This is a genomic window from Aeromonas sp. FDAARGOS 1417 (genome assembly GCF_019046985.1).
GTDB lineage: Bacteria > Pseudomonadota > Gammaproteobacteria > Enterobacterales > Aeromonadaceae > Aeromonas > Aeromonas veronii.
This window is the reverse complement of record NZ_CP077221.1, coordinates 1,039,034-1,054,004: the sequence shown is the minus strand read 5'-3', so window position 1 is coordinate 1,054,004 and position 14,971 is coordinate 1,039,034. Positions and strand designations below refer to the sequence as shown.

General features: G+C 57.7%; 17 protein-coding genes and 1 pseudogene. 14 read left to right on the top strand and 4 right to left on the bottom strand.

What is annotated here, in order from left to right; all coding sequences use genetic code 11:
- The first annotated feature begins 12 nt into the window (after positions 1-12).
- On the top strand, positions 13-1,098 hold the full coding sequence (locus I6L47_RS04660) for a hypothetical protein (protein WP_100645625.1): 1,086 nt from the start codon (positions 13-15) through the stop codon (positions 1,096-1,098).
- A gap of 78 nt (positions 1,099-1,176) precedes the next feature.
- Here I6L47_RS04660 and I6L47_RS04655 read toward each other — a convergent pair.
- Together I6L47_RS04655 and I6L47_RS04650 are read right to left on the bottom strand one after the other, a co-directional pair.
- Positions 1,177-2,086, bottom strand: a pseudogene (locus I6L47_RS04655) (transposase); the annotation flags it as partial.
- 120 nt (positions 2,087-2,206) lie between these two features.
- On the bottom strand, positions 2,207-3,430 hold the full coding sequence (locus tag I6L47_RS04650; RefSeq protein WP_216948778.1) for an MFS transporter: 1,224 nt from the start codon (positions 3,428-3,430) through the stop codon (positions 2,207-2,209).
- Between the two features lie 95 nt (positions 3,431-3,525).
- On the opposite strand from I6L47_RS04650, the gene I6L47_RS04645 reads away from it, so the two are divergent.
- The gene (locus tag I6L47_RS04645) at positions 3,526-4,401 is read left to right on the top strand and encodes a LysR family transcriptional regulator (RefSeq protein ID WP_216948777.1); all 876 of its coding nucleotides are present in this window, start codon (positions 3,526-3,528) and stop codon (positions 4,399-4,401) included.
- A gap of 63 nt (positions 4,402-4,464) precedes the next feature.
- Entirely contained in the window at positions 4,465-5,421 is a 957-nt protein-coding gene (locus tag I6L47_RS04640) for a LysR substrate-binding domain-containing protein (protein WP_216948776.1), read from the top strand.
- A gap of 81 nt (positions 5,422-5,502) precedes the next feature.
- Here the strand turns inward: I6L47_RS04640 and ribA are convergent, their stop codons facing one another.
- A complete protein-coding gene (gene ribA / locus I6L47_RS04635) occupies positions 5,503-6,096 on the bottom strand; it encodes a GTP cyclohydrolase II (protein WP_005351157.1) in 594 nt (197 codons plus the stop codon).
- A gap of 248 nt (positions 6,097-6,344) precedes the next feature.
- Here ribA and cmk point away from each other — a divergent pair, with 248 nt between their 5' ends.
- From cmk to pyrF, 6 genes are all read left to right on the top strand, one after another.
- Positions 6,345-7,037, top strand: a complete 693-nt coding sequence (gene cmk / locus I6L47_RS04630) for a (d)CMP kinase (protein ID WP_019444698.1) — start codon at positions 6,345-6,347, stop codon at positions 7,035-7,037.
- Between the two features lie 94 nt (positions 7,038-7,131).
- Positions 7,132-8,802 (top strand): 30S ribosomal protein S1, encoded by a 1,671-nt coding sequence (rpsA, locus tag I6L47_RS04625; RefSeq protein ID WP_005337148.1) that lies wholly within the window; start codon positions 7,132-7,134, stop codon positions 8,800-8,802.
- A 92-nt stretch (positions 8,803-8,894) separates the two neighbouring features.
- On the top strand, positions 8,895-9,179 hold the full coding sequence (ihfB, locus tag I6L47_RS04620; RefSeq protein WP_005299934.1) for an integration host factor subunit beta: 285 nt from the start codon (positions 8,895-8,897) through the stop codon (positions 9,177-9,179).
- A 158-nt stretch (positions 9,180-9,337) separates the two neighbouring features.
- A complete protein-coding gene (locus I6L47_RS04615) occupies positions 9,338-9,622 on the top strand; it encodes a LapA family protein (RefSeq protein WP_005337143.1) in 285 nt (94 codons plus the stop codon).
- A 9-nt stretch (positions 9,623-9,631) separates the two neighbouring features.
- Positions 9,632-10,798: a lipopolysaccharide assembly protein LapB gene (gene lapB / locus I6L47_RS04610; protein WP_005346478.1), complete on the top strand. Its 1,167-nt coding sequence runs from the start codon at positions 9,632-9,634 to the stop codon at positions 10,796-10,798.
- 18 nt (positions 10,799-10,816) lie between these two features.
- Positions 10,817-11,518 (top strand): orotidine-5'-phosphate decarboxylase, encoded by a 702-nt coding sequence (gene pyrF / locus I6L47_RS04605; RefSeq protein ID WP_216948775.1) that lies wholly within the window; start codon positions 10,817-10,819, stop codon positions 11,516-11,518.
- Here pyrF and rrtA read toward each other — a convergent pair.
- Positions 11,493-12,086 (bottom strand): rhombosortase, encoded by a 594-nt coding sequence (gene rrtA / locus I6L47_RS04600; protein WP_216948774.1) that lies wholly within the window; start codon positions 12,084-12,086, stop codon positions 11,493-11,495. The two genes, pyrF and rrtA, sit on opposite strands and share 26 nt — an antisense overlap.
- Between rrtA and I6L47_RS04595 the strand changes: the two genes are divergently transcribed.
- The 5 genes from I6L47_RS04595 to I6L47_RS04575 all read left to right on the top strand — a co-directional run bounded on the left by I6L47_RS04595 (position 12,085) and on the right by I6L47_RS04575 (position 14,961).
- A complete protein-coding gene (locus I6L47_RS04595; RefSeq protein ID WP_216948773.1) occupies positions 12,085-12,708 on the top strand; it encodes a tRNA-uridine aminocarboxypropyltransferase in 624 nt (207 codons plus the stop codon). The two genes, rrtA and I6L47_RS04595, sit on opposite strands and share 2 nt — an antisense overlap.
- Positions 12,709-12,728: 20 nt before the next feature.
- Positions 12,729-13,436: a 7-cyano-7-deazaguanine synthase QueC gene (gene queC / locus I6L47_RS04590; protein WP_206899780.1), complete on the top strand. Its 708-nt coding sequence runs from the start codon at positions 12,729-12,731 to the stop codon at positions 13,434-13,436.
- 61 nt (positions 13,437-13,497) lie between these two features.
- Entirely contained in the window at positions 13,498-14,169 is a 672-nt protein-coding gene (gene queE, locus I6L47_RS04585; protein WP_216948772.1) for a 7-carboxy-7-deazaguanine synthase QueE, read from the top strand.
- Position 14,170: 1 nt separating this feature from the next.
- On the top strand, positions 14,171-14,401 hold the full coding sequence (locus I6L47_RS04580; RefSeq protein ID WP_005337126.1) for a DUF3820 family protein: 231 nt from the start codon (positions 14,171-14,173) through the stop codon (positions 14,399-14,401).
- Positions 14,398-14,961 carry a cob(I)yrinic acid a,c-diamide adenosyltransferase gene (locus tag I6L47_RS04575; protein ID WP_216948771.1) on the top strand — a complete coding sequence of 188 codons (564 nt, stop codon included), beginning with the start codon at positions 14,398-14,400 and terminating at the stop codon, positions 14,959-14,961. Before I6L47_RS04580 ends, I6L47_RS04575 begins: the two co-directional genes overlap by 4 nt.
- Positions 14,962-14,971: the final 10 nt, after the last annotated feature.

Genomic DNA, 14,971 nt, shown 5'->3' with positions numbered 1-14,971 from the left:
GGAGGTACATGTATGAATCCCAAAGTGATGGCACGTCAGGCCAGATTGCTGCGCATGCTGGAGAGCAAGGAAGAGATCCGGATCGGACGCGAGCGCGACTGCCCGCTGCCGCTGGCCCAACTGGTCAAGCTGAAGGATAGCCATCCGGCTGTGGTCAAGGTCTATCGCCACGGTCTCACCGCCGAGGTGTTTCACCTCAAGGTGGAGGGGCATCACTGGTGCCTCAAGCGGCGCCGTCAGGATTCACTGGTGGCCAACCTCGATGGCAAGACCGCCTTTCTGACCGAGCTGGAGCGGCGGCGCGAAATCGAGGCGCTGCGCGAGTTGCACCCTACCGTCCTCTCCCACGTGGTCTGCACCAGCTTCGGCTCGGCGCGGGCCGGTGTGCTGGTCTCCCCCTGGTTGCGGGGTGTGCCGGTCCATCAGCTCAACGAACGCAATCTGGCCCAGATGCTGGAGGTGCAGGGGGAGCTGGCCCGCTGGGGCTGGTTTGACTGGGACCCGAGCCCGGGCAACCTGCTCGATGACGGCGAGCAGATCTGCGTGTTCGACTTTGGCTATATGTGGACCTTCGATCCCCGCTTTGAATACAACTCCAACGGTCTGGTCGACCCGCAGTTCCATGTGCCGGAGCGACTGGAGACCCGCACCCTCTCCGGACTCTGGCTCGATGCGGCCGATCCTTTGCCGCAATTTCGTTACTGGCGCGAGCTTTGTCTGAAATGGGTCAAACGGGAGATCCACCACCTGATCCGTGAAGGGGCCAGCGCGCCAGTGCTGGCCCGCCTGCACGCCCTGCAAGGGGAGTGGAGCGCCGCGCTGGCGAGCGACGAGGCGCTGGTCGCCAACTGGTGGCGGGACATGTATCGCAGCCACCGGCTCGATGTGGCCGATGATCTGAGCGGCCAGAGCTGCGGCCCGCTCACCCTGCGTCGCCTCGACTGGTTGATGCAGGCGGTGACGGATCACTATCCGCTGCTGGTGGATAATCTCTCGCCTCAGGAGACGGAGCTCGGCCAGACCGGGCTGCTGGCCCGCTTGCAGCAGCTGCGCCGCGAAGCCGTGGCCTGCCAGTTGCCTGCTACCAGCCTTGCCTGAGCCAACACATCCGCGGAATACAAATGAACAGGGTGTCTTGTGGGTAATGCCAGTCAGTTAAGCCTGAATGGTATTGTTTTAATTTATTTTTTTCACATTATATCTCTGTGGCCTTGGCTTCACGTAGTGGGGGGGACTTCGCTCCCTTCGTTCCGGCAATATAAACTCTCCCGCTTGTTTCTCTAGCTCAGCGACCCGCTTCTGGATAGTCCTCGGCGACATATGCAGCATGCAGCTCAGTCCATGAATGAGATGGACCGACGCCATGTGAAAACTCAGCTAGCTCGTCGTGTATCCCTTCAGGCTCGCGGCCATCTTCACCTAGCTGCGCAGGGTCAGTCGGTGTTGCTGCAGGCTGTGTTTCATCTCCCGATAGCCCAGCTCTATATTTTCCTGCGATGGTTGTAGAGCTCGATGATGTCAGTCCCTGGGAAACGCATCGGGTCGACCATCGATGTCAACACTTGGTGCTCCTTGCCGTTGATAGTACGAGTCAGCAAGCGGGCTTCTATCGTTTCGGGCAACAGCGGTCACTTCTTGCGTCCCCTCTTTGAGTGGCTGCAACCAGTGCCGCTCGTTGCCGGTGGTTTGCCTGGCGTGGAGCATGCCGAGCGAGTAGAGCCCCTTGTCGAACAGGGTGATCGAGTGGTCTGGCGTGTGGTCGATAAGCTTTTCCGCCAGCACAATCTCGTTGACGGCGCAGCTATCTATGACCGCTTGAACAAGCTGGTGGCTTGTTAGCTCTATCTGACAAAGTATGCGAACATCCTGGTAGGAGGGATCGCCATGCTGGGTGCCGGGCTTGGCAAAGGCGGGAGCTGTTCGAGGTATCGGGCGTGTTCCACATCAAGTAATCGACGGTGACCAGTTTCAGCCTGGCCCAATTGGGGTGATTGACCTGCTGGTGCCAGCCTGCGGCGGTGCTGTGAAACCGCCGCTCGATGCCCTTGTAGCCAAGCTTTTGGCGAGCTTGCAGGAAGGCGTTGGGGGGGCATGTGGAGCTCTAACGGATCGGAATTGTCACCGGTGTGACCCCTTTTGTTATCTGGCGGTGCTTGGTTGCGAGAGCGCTATCTGCTCGTGGGTGACCCTGTTTGCGCTGAGCCTGTTACCCGTGTCGGTGGGGTTGCTGGGCTGGCAGTGGCGATCGGCTTCGCTGCTTGAGACGGCCGAGCCAGAGGCTCAAGCCTGCCGTCAGGATGAGGACCAGTTCAATTCCCATGACCAGACCGTCCAGCTCGCCTTGCTCCCAGAAGGGGTGCAAGTAAAGCCCCCCTAGACTGGCTCCCAGATAGTAGGCCACCAGATAGAGGGAGGAGGCGAGGGCGCGGTTTTGTTCGACATGATGACCGACCCAGGCGCTGGCGCAGGCGTGTGCCAGGAAAAAGCCGAAGCTGGAGATCAGCAAGCCACTCAGGATCCCGGGCAGGCTTCCTTGCAGCAGCCACAGACTGCCGAGGGCCATCAGGGCGATCCCGACCAGCAGCATGCGTTGTGCCCCCCAGCGGTTGGCAAAGCGGCCGCTCAGTGAGGAGGCCACCGTCCCCGAGAGATAGGTGAGAAACAGCATGCCGAGCCACTGGGTGGGCAAGGAGAAGGGGGGCTTGGCCAGCAAGAAGGTGAGGTAGCTGAACTGGTTCAGAAACACCATAAAGTTGAGGCCGCCAATCAGATAGGCCCCTACCAGCAAGGGATTGGTCAGGTGTTGTTGCAAGGCGCGAGCAAATTGGCCGCGAACGGGGGCGCTCGCCACAAAGCGGGTCTGATGGGGCAGCAGCCAGAAGACCAGCGGCAGCAGTGACAGGCTGATCACACCAATCCCCAGAAAGGTATGCTGCCAGTTGCCAAACCAGCCCGCCAACAGACCGCCGACCACCCGACCGGCAATGCCACCGAGGGAGTTGGCGGCAATATAGACCCCCACCGCCGAGAGGAGCGCCCGTTTGCTGAACTCTTCCCCCATATAGGCAATCGCGGTCGCGGGCAGTCCTGCCAGCAGCGCGCCCTGCAGGATGCGTAGCAGCAGCAGGGTGCCAAACTGCTCAACCAGCGGGATCAACAGTGAGAGCAGGATCGCCAGGGTGAGGGTACCCAGCATGACCTGCCGACGGCCATGGCGATCCGCCAGTCTGGCGCAGATCAGCAGGGAGGCGGCGAGGCCAGCAGTGCATCCTGCCAGGGTCCAGCTGGCCGAGAGGGAGTTGACCGAGAAGACCTCGGCGATCAGGGGTAACAGGGGATGGGTCTGGTAGATGTTCAGAAACACCAGAAAAGAGCCCAGGCTGAGGGCCAGGGTTGCACGTATCCACTCGCGACTTCCAACTTCAATCATTGCGTATTGTCCTGACTACTTTTGGTCAGGGTAGAGTCCTTGCGGTTATAAATATAATATATTTAAGTTATCCATCTAATAAGATGAATTGATACATGGATCTGAAACAGCTCACCTATCTGCTGGCGGTCAGGGATGCCGGCTCATTTACCAAGGCAGCCAACAGTCTGCATGTGGCACAACCGGCCATCAGCATGGCCATTGCCAAACTGGAGCAGCAGCTCGAGTTGCGGCTGTTTGATCGGCAGGACCGGGCGGTACGGCTCACCCCAGAGGGAGAGGTGCTCTGTCGCCATGCCGAGCGTCTGTTGCTGCAGATGCATCAGGCCGAGGCCGAGATGGCCGAGCTCAAGGGGCTGGAGCGGGGGGAAGTGCGGATCGGGATCCCCTACATGATGGGCTCCTACTATTTCCCCCCTCGTCTGATGGCCTTCAAGCACCGCTACCCCGGCCTCAAGATCCGTGTTGAGGAGGCCGGTACCCGCGAGCTGCTCAGCCGGATGGTGGATGGCTCCCTCGATCTGGCCATTCTCATCACCAGTGATCTGCCCCCCGCCATCGAGGGAGCGCATCTGCTGAGCGAAGAGATGTTGATGGCGGTGGGGGACGATCACCCCTTGCGTGGCGCATCGGCCGTCACCCTCTCGCAGTTTTTCGCTCAGGAGCTGGCGCTGTTTCGCCGTGGTTTTTACCACCGGGAGCATATGGAGGCGCTGGCCCAGAGCCTGGGCGTTGAACCCGATATCGCCTTCGAGAGCAATCTTATCCCTCTGCTCAAGGCGGTGGTGCGGCAAGGTTTTGCGGTGACCACCTTCTTGCGGATGGTGCTGGAAGAGGAGCCGGATCTGAGTGGCGTGCCCTTTGACCCGCCCATCTACCTCGACCTCTGTGTGGCGTGGCGACGTGGCGATCCGCTCTCCATGGCCAACCGTGCCTTGCGTGATTTCCTACTCAAGGAGCGCCCGGCCTGATGGCGGCGGGTCATTGCTGAAAGTTTGTTACTATTAACGGTGGGTTCGCTTGAGGGCTACACCATGAAATTGCAGCAATTGCGCTATATCGTCGAGGTGGCGAACCACAGGCTGAATCTGTCGGCCACCGCCGAGAGCCTCTTTACCTCCCAGCCCGGGATCAGCAAACAGGTGCGGATGCTGGAGGATGAGCTAGGGATCCAGATCTTCGAGCGCAGCGGCAAACACCTGACCCAGATCACCCCCATCGGTCGGGACGTGATCAAAGTGGCCGCGGAGGTGCTGGACAAGGTCGCCACCATCAAGGTGATGGCCAGGCAGCATGTGCATCCGGAGCAGGGAACCCTCACCATTGCCGCTACTCATCTGCAAGCCCGTTATATTCTGCCCGCCATCCTCAAGGGTTTTATGGCCCGCTTTCCCAAAGTTGCCGTAACTGTGATGCAGGGGAGTGCGGCGCAGTGCCGCGTAGCCGTGCATGATGGCGCTGCCGATCTGCTGCTGGCGGATGAACCGGAGGAGGGGAGCGATCTGCTCATTCTCCCCTCTTTTCAGTGGCAACGGGGCTTGGTGCTGCCCAAGGATCATCCGTTGGCCAAAGCAACATCGCTGACCCCGGCCGAGCTGGTGGAGTTTGCATTGGTGACCGATGGAAGGGCGCTCTCTGCTGCACATGGCACTGATTGCGCTCATGCCGAGAGCCGGATCGCCTGCTGTGTGAGCGACAGCGATGTGCTCAAGACCTATGTCAGACAAGGAATGGGCATCGGGGTGATGGCAACTTTTGCTTGGGAGCCCCAGCGCGATGGCGATCTGGTGCTCAAAACGGCGCCCTGGCTACCAGGCGGTGTGGCCGCTATCGGGTTGCGCAGAGGGGCATTTTTATGCGGCTATCTCTACGATCTGATTGAACGTCTCGCGCCGCAATTGACCCGCGAGCGGGTCGAACAATACTGTGCTGCCCGCACTGGCGAAGAGCTTGAAGCTCTGCTGGCCAATTTGACCGTACCACTTAGATAGCTTGGGTTGATGTGTGGTCATCCCAAGAAAAACGCCTCCGTTCGGGAGGCGTTTGACTATCTGGTATTCGTCAATGCAGGCTCACTTCTTCAGCATATGATCCAGCTTGTTGGCCTTGGTCGACAGATAGAACTCGTTGTGGGGATTGCGCCCTTCCTGTAACGGTACCCGTTCGGCCACCGGAATACCGAAGGATTCCATCGCTTTCATCTTGCGCGGGTTGTTGGTCATCAGTTTGAGAGACTTGACCTCAAGCTGCTTGAGCATATCGGCGCAGATGGTGTAGTCGCGCATATCGGCGGCGAAACCAAGGGCCACGTTGGCTTCCACGGTATCGGCCCCCTGATCCTGCAGGTGATAGGCGCGGATCTTGTTGAGCAAGCCGATGCCACGACCCTCTTGACGCACATACAGCAATACGCCACGACCGGCTTTGGCGATATTCTCCATGGCCGCCTGCAACTGGAAACCGCAGTCACAACGCAAGCTGAACAGGGCGTCGCCGGTCAGGCACTCTGAGTGGATCCGGCCCAGCACGGGCTCGTCACCGGTAATGTCGCCCATCACCAGTGCGGCGTGGTCTTTGCCTGTGCCGGTTTCCTGAAAACCTACCAGCGTGAAGGTGCCCCAGGGGGTTGGCAATTTGGATTTGGCCACGAGGGTAACGCTGCTCATAGGTTGCTCCTTACTACTAACGGCTCAAAAAAGGGGGCCAGTTTAGCGCGCCTTGTCAGGAACGACCATAAGAACAAGTCCCTGCATTGCTTAATGAAATCTCCAAATGAGATATAAGCACAGCTGTCCGTCGGGGTTTTGGCCCTTTGTGCGGATTGATGACTGCCAGGCTCACCACATTCGGGTATAATCGGCGCCCATTAACCCACCCCTTCGGGATGGGAGCAACACAGTGCAGGAGAGAAGTTATGCCTCAGATGGCCCCCGTAATGACAATTGATGGCCCCAGTGGTGCAGGTAAAGGCACCTTGTGTCAACTGCTTGCTGAGAAGCTGGGTTGGCACTTGCTGGACTCGGGCGCCATCTATCGGGTGTTGTCCCTGGCCGCCCTGCATCACGATGTAGAGCTGGACAGTGAAGCCTCACTGGTGCCGCTGGCTGCCAATCTGGATGTGCAATTTCAGGTAGAAGGCGATCTGGTCAAGGTAATCCTGGAAGGGGAAGATGTCTCCCGCACCATCCGCACCGAAGAAGTGGGTAATGCTGCCAGTAAAATCGCCGCCTTCCCCCGGGTGCGCGAAGCCTTGCTGCGCCGTCAGCGTGCATTTCGTCAGGCCCCAGGTCTGATTGCCGATGGTCGTGACATGGGGACCGTGGTTTTCCCTGAGGCCGAGGTGAAGATTTTCCTCGACGCCAGTGCCGAAGAACGGGCCCAGCGTCGCTATAAGCAGTTGCAAGATAAGGGCTTTGATGTTAACTTTGAGCGTCTTTTAACCGAGATTCGGGAACGTGACGATCGCGACAGAAATCGCGCTACTGCACCCCTGAAACCGGCAGAAGATGCTCTGGTGGTAGACTCTACCGCCATGACCATAGATGAAGTACTGGCAACAGTGCTCGCCTATGCAGAGCAACAACTTGGTGATGCCAGCGCAAGCTGACATCCGGTCGTCTGCACCAAGGATGGCGCAGATTATTTAAAACAGCCCCGCTTGTGCCGGATTGCAAGTGGATGTTTCATTTGTGACATAAACAATGATCGAATCTTTTGCTCAACTCTTTGAAGAGTCCCTGAACGCCGTTGAAACCCGTCAAGGTTCCATCGTCAAGGGTACTGTCGTTGCTATCGAGAACGGTTTCGTACTGGTTGACGCCGGTCTGAAATCCGAGTCCGCTATCCCGGCTGAAGAATTCAAGAACGCCATGGGCGAGCTGGAAATCAACGTCGGCGACACCGTTGACGTGGCTCTGGACTCTATCGAAGATGGTTTCGGCGAAACCAAGCTGTCCCGCGAAAAAGCCAAGCGCCACGAAGCCTGGCTGCAGCTTGAGAAGGCTTACGAAGAGCAAGCTACCGTTATCGGTATCATCAACGGCAAGGTCAAGGGTGGTTTCACCGTTGAACTGAACGGCATCCGTGCCTTCCTGCCGGGTTCTCTGGTTGACGTGCGTCCGATCCGTGACACCGCTCACCTGGAAAACAAAGAACTCGAGTTCAAAGTCATCAAACTGGACCAGAAGCGCAACAACGTTGTTGTTTCCCGTCGTGCCGTGATCGAGACCGAGAACACCTCCGAGCGCGAAAGCCTGCTGGCTAACCTGCAAGAAGGTCAAGAAGTTAAGGGTATCGTCAAGAACCTGACCGACTACGGTGCATTCGTAGATCTGGGCGGTGTTGACGGCCTGCTGCACATCACCGACATGGCGTGGAAGCGCGTTAAGCATCCTTCCGAAATCGTCAACGTTGGCGACGAGATCGCTGTCAAGGTTCTGAAGTTCGACCGCGAGCGTACCCGTGTATCCCTGGGTCTGAAGCAGCTGGGCGAAGATCCCTGGGTTGCTATCGCCAAACGTTACCCGGAGACCACCCGTCTGTCTGGCCGCGTGACCAACCTGACCGACTACGGCTGCTTCGTTGAAATCGAAGAAGGCGTTGAAGGCCTGGTACACGTATCCGAGATGGATTGGACCAACAAGAACATCCACCCGTCCAAAGTTGTTAACGTTGGCGACGTGGTTGACGTGATGGTTCTGGACATCGACGAAGAGCGTCGTCGTATCTCCCTGGGTCTGAAGCAGTGCAAATCCAACCCGTGGCAGCTGTTTGCCGAAACTCACGCCAAAGGCGACCGTGTTTCCGGCAAGATCAAGTCCATCACTGACTTCGGTATCTTCATCGGTCTGGATGGCGGCATCGACGGCTTGGTTCACCTGTCTGACATCTCCTGGAACAACCAGGGCGAAGAAGCCGTGCGTGAATTCAAGAAAGGCGACGAGATCGAAGCCGTTGTTCTGCAAGTGGATCCGGAGCGTGAGCGCATCTCCCTGGGTGTCAAGCAGATCGAAGAAGACCCGTTCAACAAGTACCTGGCTGACAACAAGAAAGGTGCTATCGTGAAGGGTAAGGTTACCGAGGTTGATGCCAAAGGTGCCGTTATCGAACTGGCTGATGGCGTAGAAGGCTACCTGCGTGCCTCCGACGCTGCTCGTGACCGTGTAGAAGACGCCACTCTGGTGCTGTCTGTTGGTGACGAAGTTGAAGCTAAATTCATGGGCGTTGATCGTAAGAACCGCACCGTAAGCCTGTCTGTCCGTGCTAAGGACGAGGCTGATGAGCGTGTTGCTATCGATAACCTGAACCAACAAGAAGAAGTTGTGTTCAGCAATGCTATGATGGAAGCGTTCAAAGCCGCCAAGGGTGAGTAATCCTTGATGCAAGAAAAGGGCGGCATTGCGCCGCCCTTTTTTATCCTGGCAAAATGAATATTGCATGTGATCGGGGAAGGAGATTTAACGTTATGACCAAATCAGATCTCATCGAACAACTGGCAGCCAGCCGCATGCATATGCCGGCCAAGGATGTCGAAGCCGCCATCAAGGAGATCCTTGAGCAGATGGCGTCGACCTTGCAAAACGGCGACCGGATTGAAATCCGCGGATTTGGCAGTTTTTCACTGCACTATCGTGCGCCCCGTGTGGGCCGCAACCCCAAGACTGGGGACAAGGTTGAACTGACCGGGAAATATGTCCCGCACTTCAAACCTGGCAAAGAGTTGCGCGAGCGCGTCAACATCATTGAATAATGCAGAAATGGGCATACCTCGGGTATGCCTTTTTTCTTTTTGGCACCGATTCCTGTGCCAATCGTCTTGTTTCTTAAACTCTTTTCCCATTCACTCTAGAGTCTGCCTGCGATTTTAAGGATAATCAGCCTCTCATTAGATACTGACAGGGAGCTCTTATGAAGCGTATTTTGGCCCTCATTCCGCTGGTGCTGGTGTTTGTTCTGACCCTGGCGCTGGGCTCACAAAATGGCCAGCTGGTTCAGTTCAATTACCTGATCGCTCAGGGTGAGTTTTCGCTTGCCATGCTGTTGGGCTTCTTCTTCGCTGGCGGTTTTTTGCTGGGCTGGCTTGTATTCGGCCTGCTGTTCCTGCGCCTGAAAATGCAAAACCGCACCCTCAACCGCACCATGCGTCGTCAATCCCGCGAGTTGGAGCTGGCCCGGTCACCGGGTAAGGAATAATGTTCCTCAATGCTTGAACTGCTTTTCCTGCTGTTACCCATCGCCGCCGGTTATGGCTGGTACATGGGTCGCAGGAGTGTTCGCCAGGACACCCAAAAACAGAGTAACCAGTTTTCCCGCCAGTATGTGGCGGGCCTCAACTATTTGCTGTCCGATGAATCCGACAAGGCGGTGGATCTCTTTATCCAGCTGCTTGAGGTGGACAGTGAAACCATCGAAACACACCTCTCCCTCGGCAACCTGTTTCGCCAGCGTGGGGAGGTCGATCGTGCCATCAAGATCCACCAGAACCTGGTAACCCGCCAGCTGACCCGGGAGCAGCGACAGCTTGCCTTGCAGGAGCTTGCGCGCGACTTTTTGGCTGCTGGTCTGTTGGACCGAGCGGAAGCGCTCTGGAATGAGCTGTGTGACGACAGCGACTATGAAGAGACGGCGCTGGCACAGCTGTTGATCATCCATCAGCAGTTGCGGGATTGGGATAAGGCCATCGATGTGGCGGTTCGTCTGCAAAAATTCCAGGGCAAGAAGCTGGCCGACCCCATCTCCCATTTCTATTGCGAACAAGCCGAGATCGCGCTGCGTGAGGGCAATAAAGGGGAGGGGCTGGCCAAGCTCAAACGGGCGCTCAGTATCAATCCGGCATGTGCCCGGGCCAGTTTGCGCCTCGCTGAGCTCGCCATGGCAGAGGGGGAGTATGAGCAGGCCAGCAAGGAGCTGCTGCGGGTGTTCGAGCAGGATATCGATTTTGCCTCCGAGGCAATGCCCAAATTGCTCGAGTGCTATCAGCAGTTGGGGCGCACGCCTGCGTTGATCCCGCTGCTTGAGAAGGCAGTGGAAGATCACGCCGGCGTCAGCGTGACCCTGGCCCTTGCCAAGCTGGTTGAAGAGCGTGATGGCCTGAGCCAGGCCCGTTCGCTGGTGCTGCGTCAGCTGCGTCGTCATCCGTCGATGAAAGGTTTTTACCAGCTGGTGGGTTTTCAGCTGGCCAGTGCGGAAGAGGGGCCAGCCAAGGAGAGCCTCGAACTGCTGCAACAGCTGGTCGGCGAGCAGATAAAAATCAAGTCAACCCACAAGTGTCGGCAGTGCGGCTTTGCCACTCACTCGTTGTTCTGGCAGTGCCCGTCTTGTCGCCAGTGGGGTTCCATCAAGCCGATCCGTGGTCTGGACGGTGAATAACAAGCAATAGGATGTGAGATGCAAGATCCCAAAGTACTGGTAGCGCTGGATTATCAGCACGAGGCAGATGCCTTAGCGTTCGTTGAACGTATCTCTCCGGCCCAGTGCCGTCTCAAGGTAGGCAAGGAGATGTTTACCCTGTTTGGCCCGCAGTTTGTACGTCAGCTGGTGGCCAAGGGATTCGATGTCTTTCTGGATCTGAAGTTTCACGATATTCCCAATACCGTTGCCAAAGCCGTGGCAGCCAGTGCCGAGCTCGGAGTCTGGATGGTCAACGTGCATGCCAGTGGTGGTGAGCGGATGATGCGTGCCGCCAAAGAGGCGCTGCGGCCTTATGGCGACAAGGCCCCCCTGCTTATCGGCGTGACCGTGCTGACCAGCATGGAGCAGTCCGACATGATCCCCCTCGGGTTGGATGTGAGCCCTGCCGAGCAGGTGATCCGGCTGGCTACCTTGACCAAGGCATCCGGCTTGGATGGGGTTGTCTGCTCTGCCAACGAGGCCCATGAGCTTAAAGCCTTGCTGGGTGATGAGTTCAAGCTGGTGACCCCGGGTATTCGCCCGACCGGTTCAGCGGCCGGGGATCAGCGCCGGGTGATGACACCGAAAGCGGCGGTCGAGGCGGGGTCCGATTATCTGGTTATCGGTCGCCCCATTACGCAGGCTGCCGATCCGGCCGCCATGCTGGCCAGCATCAATGCCGAGCTGGTTGGTGCGTAACAGGCTCACTCAGTGATACACGGTGCAGGCCGAGCAACAGGCCTGCACCGGCCCCGATAAGATGAGAGCCGATGTGTACCCTGGCATTGATCAGGGTCGCGATCGGGCTCTCTCCTGCGTTGTAGAAGTCCATCACCAGCTTGAGCCCCATCCCCGCTAGCAGCAGCCAGCCCGACGTGCGGCGTCCGTGGCGGATATCCTGCATTGCCCCCCAGACAAACAGGCCATGCAGCGAGCCGGATAGCCCCATGTACCAATGGGTCTGCGGGCACCACCACCAGATCCCCAAGCCCACTGCCAGCCAGAGCAGCAACATCAGCAGCGGCAGGCGAGCCCCACCCAGATAGTCGCGAAACAAGCTATAGAGGATGGCGAGGCCGCCCAGATTGAGCAGCAGGTGCCACAGATTGGTATGAGCCAGATTGCCTGTTATGATCCGCCACCCTTCGCCCCCGGCGATCAAGGCCCGATCGAAGGAGAGCTGAAGATTGGGAACGGTAAAGAAGAGTAGCAAGCTGGTGAGAGAGAGCGTGATAACCCAGAGCAATCCAGATTTGTCTGACAACATGAAACAGTCCAACGACAAGAACAGTCGATACTGTACACGTTGCACCCGAGCCCTCAAAGCCTGCCTGTGCGATTATATTGTGCCGGTTGACAATCACACGCCACTTTACATCTTGCAGCACCCCAACGAGATGGCACATCCCAAGGGGACTGCAGCGCTGCTGGCGGCCTCTTTGCAACAGTGCGAGATCCATGTGGGGGAGGACTTTTCCCGCGATGAGTGGCTCAATGGGTTGCTTGCAGATCCTTCCCGTCGCTGCTATCTACTCTGGCCGGATGAGGATGCCATTTCGCTGACCGATCTTCGCCAACAGCGGGAGAATGAATCCTCTGGCAAAACGTCCATCGCCTTTATCTTGCTCGACGGCACCTGGCGCAAAGCCTATCGCATGTTGCAGAGCAACCCGGCACTGGCTCGCTTGCCCCGTATCGGCATTGGTGCCATTGCCGGTCAATATGCCATTCGCAAGAAACCCTTTCCCGATGCCCTCTCTACCATAGAGGCGGGCTATCACCTCTTGTCCCGGTGGGAGGGGAGGCCGGAGCACTATGCGCCCTTGCTGACCCTGTTTAACCGGTTGAATACCCAGTGGCAGGACTTTGCCGAAGGCCGCCGCGCGTGACAATTCAAGGAGTTATCAAGATGAAAAAAGCAGTCGTGGTTTTCAGTGGCGGTCAGGACAGCACCACCTGTCTGGTACAGGCATTGGCTCAGTATGATGAAGTACACGCCATCACCTTCGACTATGGCCAGCGCCATCGGGAAGAGATCGACACCGCGCGCCGTCTGGGCTGTGCACTGGGGATTACCGCCCACAAGGTGATGGATGTGACGCTGCTTAATGAGCTGGCGGTCTCTGCCCTGACCCGTGACGACATCCCTGTCAGCTGCGAGCTGCAGGATAATGGCCTGCCCAACACCTTCGTGCCGGGTCGCAATATCCTGTTCCTGACCCTGGCTTCCATCTATGCCTATCAGGTGGGCGCCGAAGCTGTGATCACCGGTGTCTGCGAGACCGACTTCTCCGGCTATCCCGATTGCCGTGACGAGTTCGTCAAGGCCCTCAATCAGGCAGTGTCGCTGGGGCTGGATCGCGGCATCCGCTTTGAAACTCCCTTGATGTGGCTCGACAAGGCCGAGACCTGGGCACTGGCGGATCACTATGGTCACCTCGACACGGTGCGCCAGCAGACCCTGACCTGCTACAACGGCATTGCCGGTGACGGTTGCGGCACGTGTCCTGCGTGTGAACTGCGCAGTCGCGGTCTGAACAACTATCTGGCCGACAAGGCGGGCATCATGGCCAGACTGTTTGAGAAAACCGGGTTGGGCGAGAAAAGCGCAGAGTGAGCCTGCGTCTTGCCGTGGCTTGGGGTATAATCCGCGACTTTTGCAACAAGCCGTGATCGAGATGCACTACCCAATCAACGAGATTTTTCAGACCATCCAGGGGGAGGGCATCTTTACCGGCCTGCCCGCCATCTTTGTTCGCCTGCAGGGTTGCCCGGTGGGCTGCCCCTGGTGCGATACCCGTCATACCTGGGTTGTTGATCCGGCTCGAGAAGTGGGTAAGGCAGCGGTGCTGGATCGCTCCAACGAATCCGATTGCTGGAGCCAACTCAGCACCGCGCAGATTATCAAGAGCTTTACCGATCTGGGTTATCAGGCGCGCCATGTGGTGATCACCGGTGGCGAGCCCTGCCTCTACGATCTGCACGAACTCTCGTCAGCCCTGCTGGCGGCGGGTTATCAGGTGCAGATTGAAACCAGTGGCACCAGCGTGATCAAGACCCATGAGCAGACCTGGGTGACCGTCTCCCCCAAAATTGGCATGAAAGGGGGGCAGCCTGTGCTGGTCTCGGCGCTGGAGCGGGCCAACGAGATCAAGCATCCGGTGGCCACCGAGCACCATATTGAAGAGCTGGATACGCTGCTCGCTACCGCTACCCTGCGCCCTGATGTGGTCATTGCCTTGCAGCCGATCAGCCAGAAACCACGGGCCACCCAATTGGCGATGGATACCTGTATCGCGCGTAACTGGCGACTCTCAATCCAGACTCATAAATATCTGGATATCGATTAATATGGATTGGCTATCCGACGAGCAGGTGCTGCTGACTCTGACCAACAAGATGCCTTACGGTAAATATCAGGGGCGGCGTATCATCGATATTCCCGAGCCCTATCTGGTGTGGATGGCGCGCAGCGGTTTTCCGGCGGGTAAATTGGGCCAGACGCTGGCGCTGGCTTACGAAATCAAACTCAATGGACTCGAGTCCATGATTATTCCCATTATTAACAGGATGTCGGTATGAGAATATATACGAGGCAGGGCGACAAGGGCATGACCCGGCTGGCCGATGGTATCCAGTTGCCAAAGGATCATTTGAGGGTCGAGACCTACGGTTATATCGATGAGCTCAACTCCCATATTGGCTTGCTGATTTGTGACGTGCCGTCGCAAGAGATCGGTTTATTGGCTGATTTACAGCTGTTGCAACAGGAGTTGTTTGATCTGGGGGGGGAGTTGGCATTCTCCAGCGACGCCCAGAATGAATCAATTTGGCAAGTTAATGCCGCCTGGACCACTCGCCTTGAACAGCAGATAGATCGTTATAGTGAGCCATTGCCGCCGCTGCGCCAATTTATATTGCCCGGTGGTTCCCGTGCCGCGGCGCAAGCACATGTGGTGCGTACTCTGGTGCGTCATTGCGAGCGCTTGCTGCTGACATTGAGCCGGGAAGAGCGGGTCAATCCCGAGGTGCTGCCCTATCTGAACCGGATGAGTGACTGGTTCTTTACCGTTGCCCGCTATCTCATCTGCGTGGCAGGGGATCGTGAAGTGCTGTGGGTCAAGGCAGCAGATCGCCCGTAATCGGCTATCT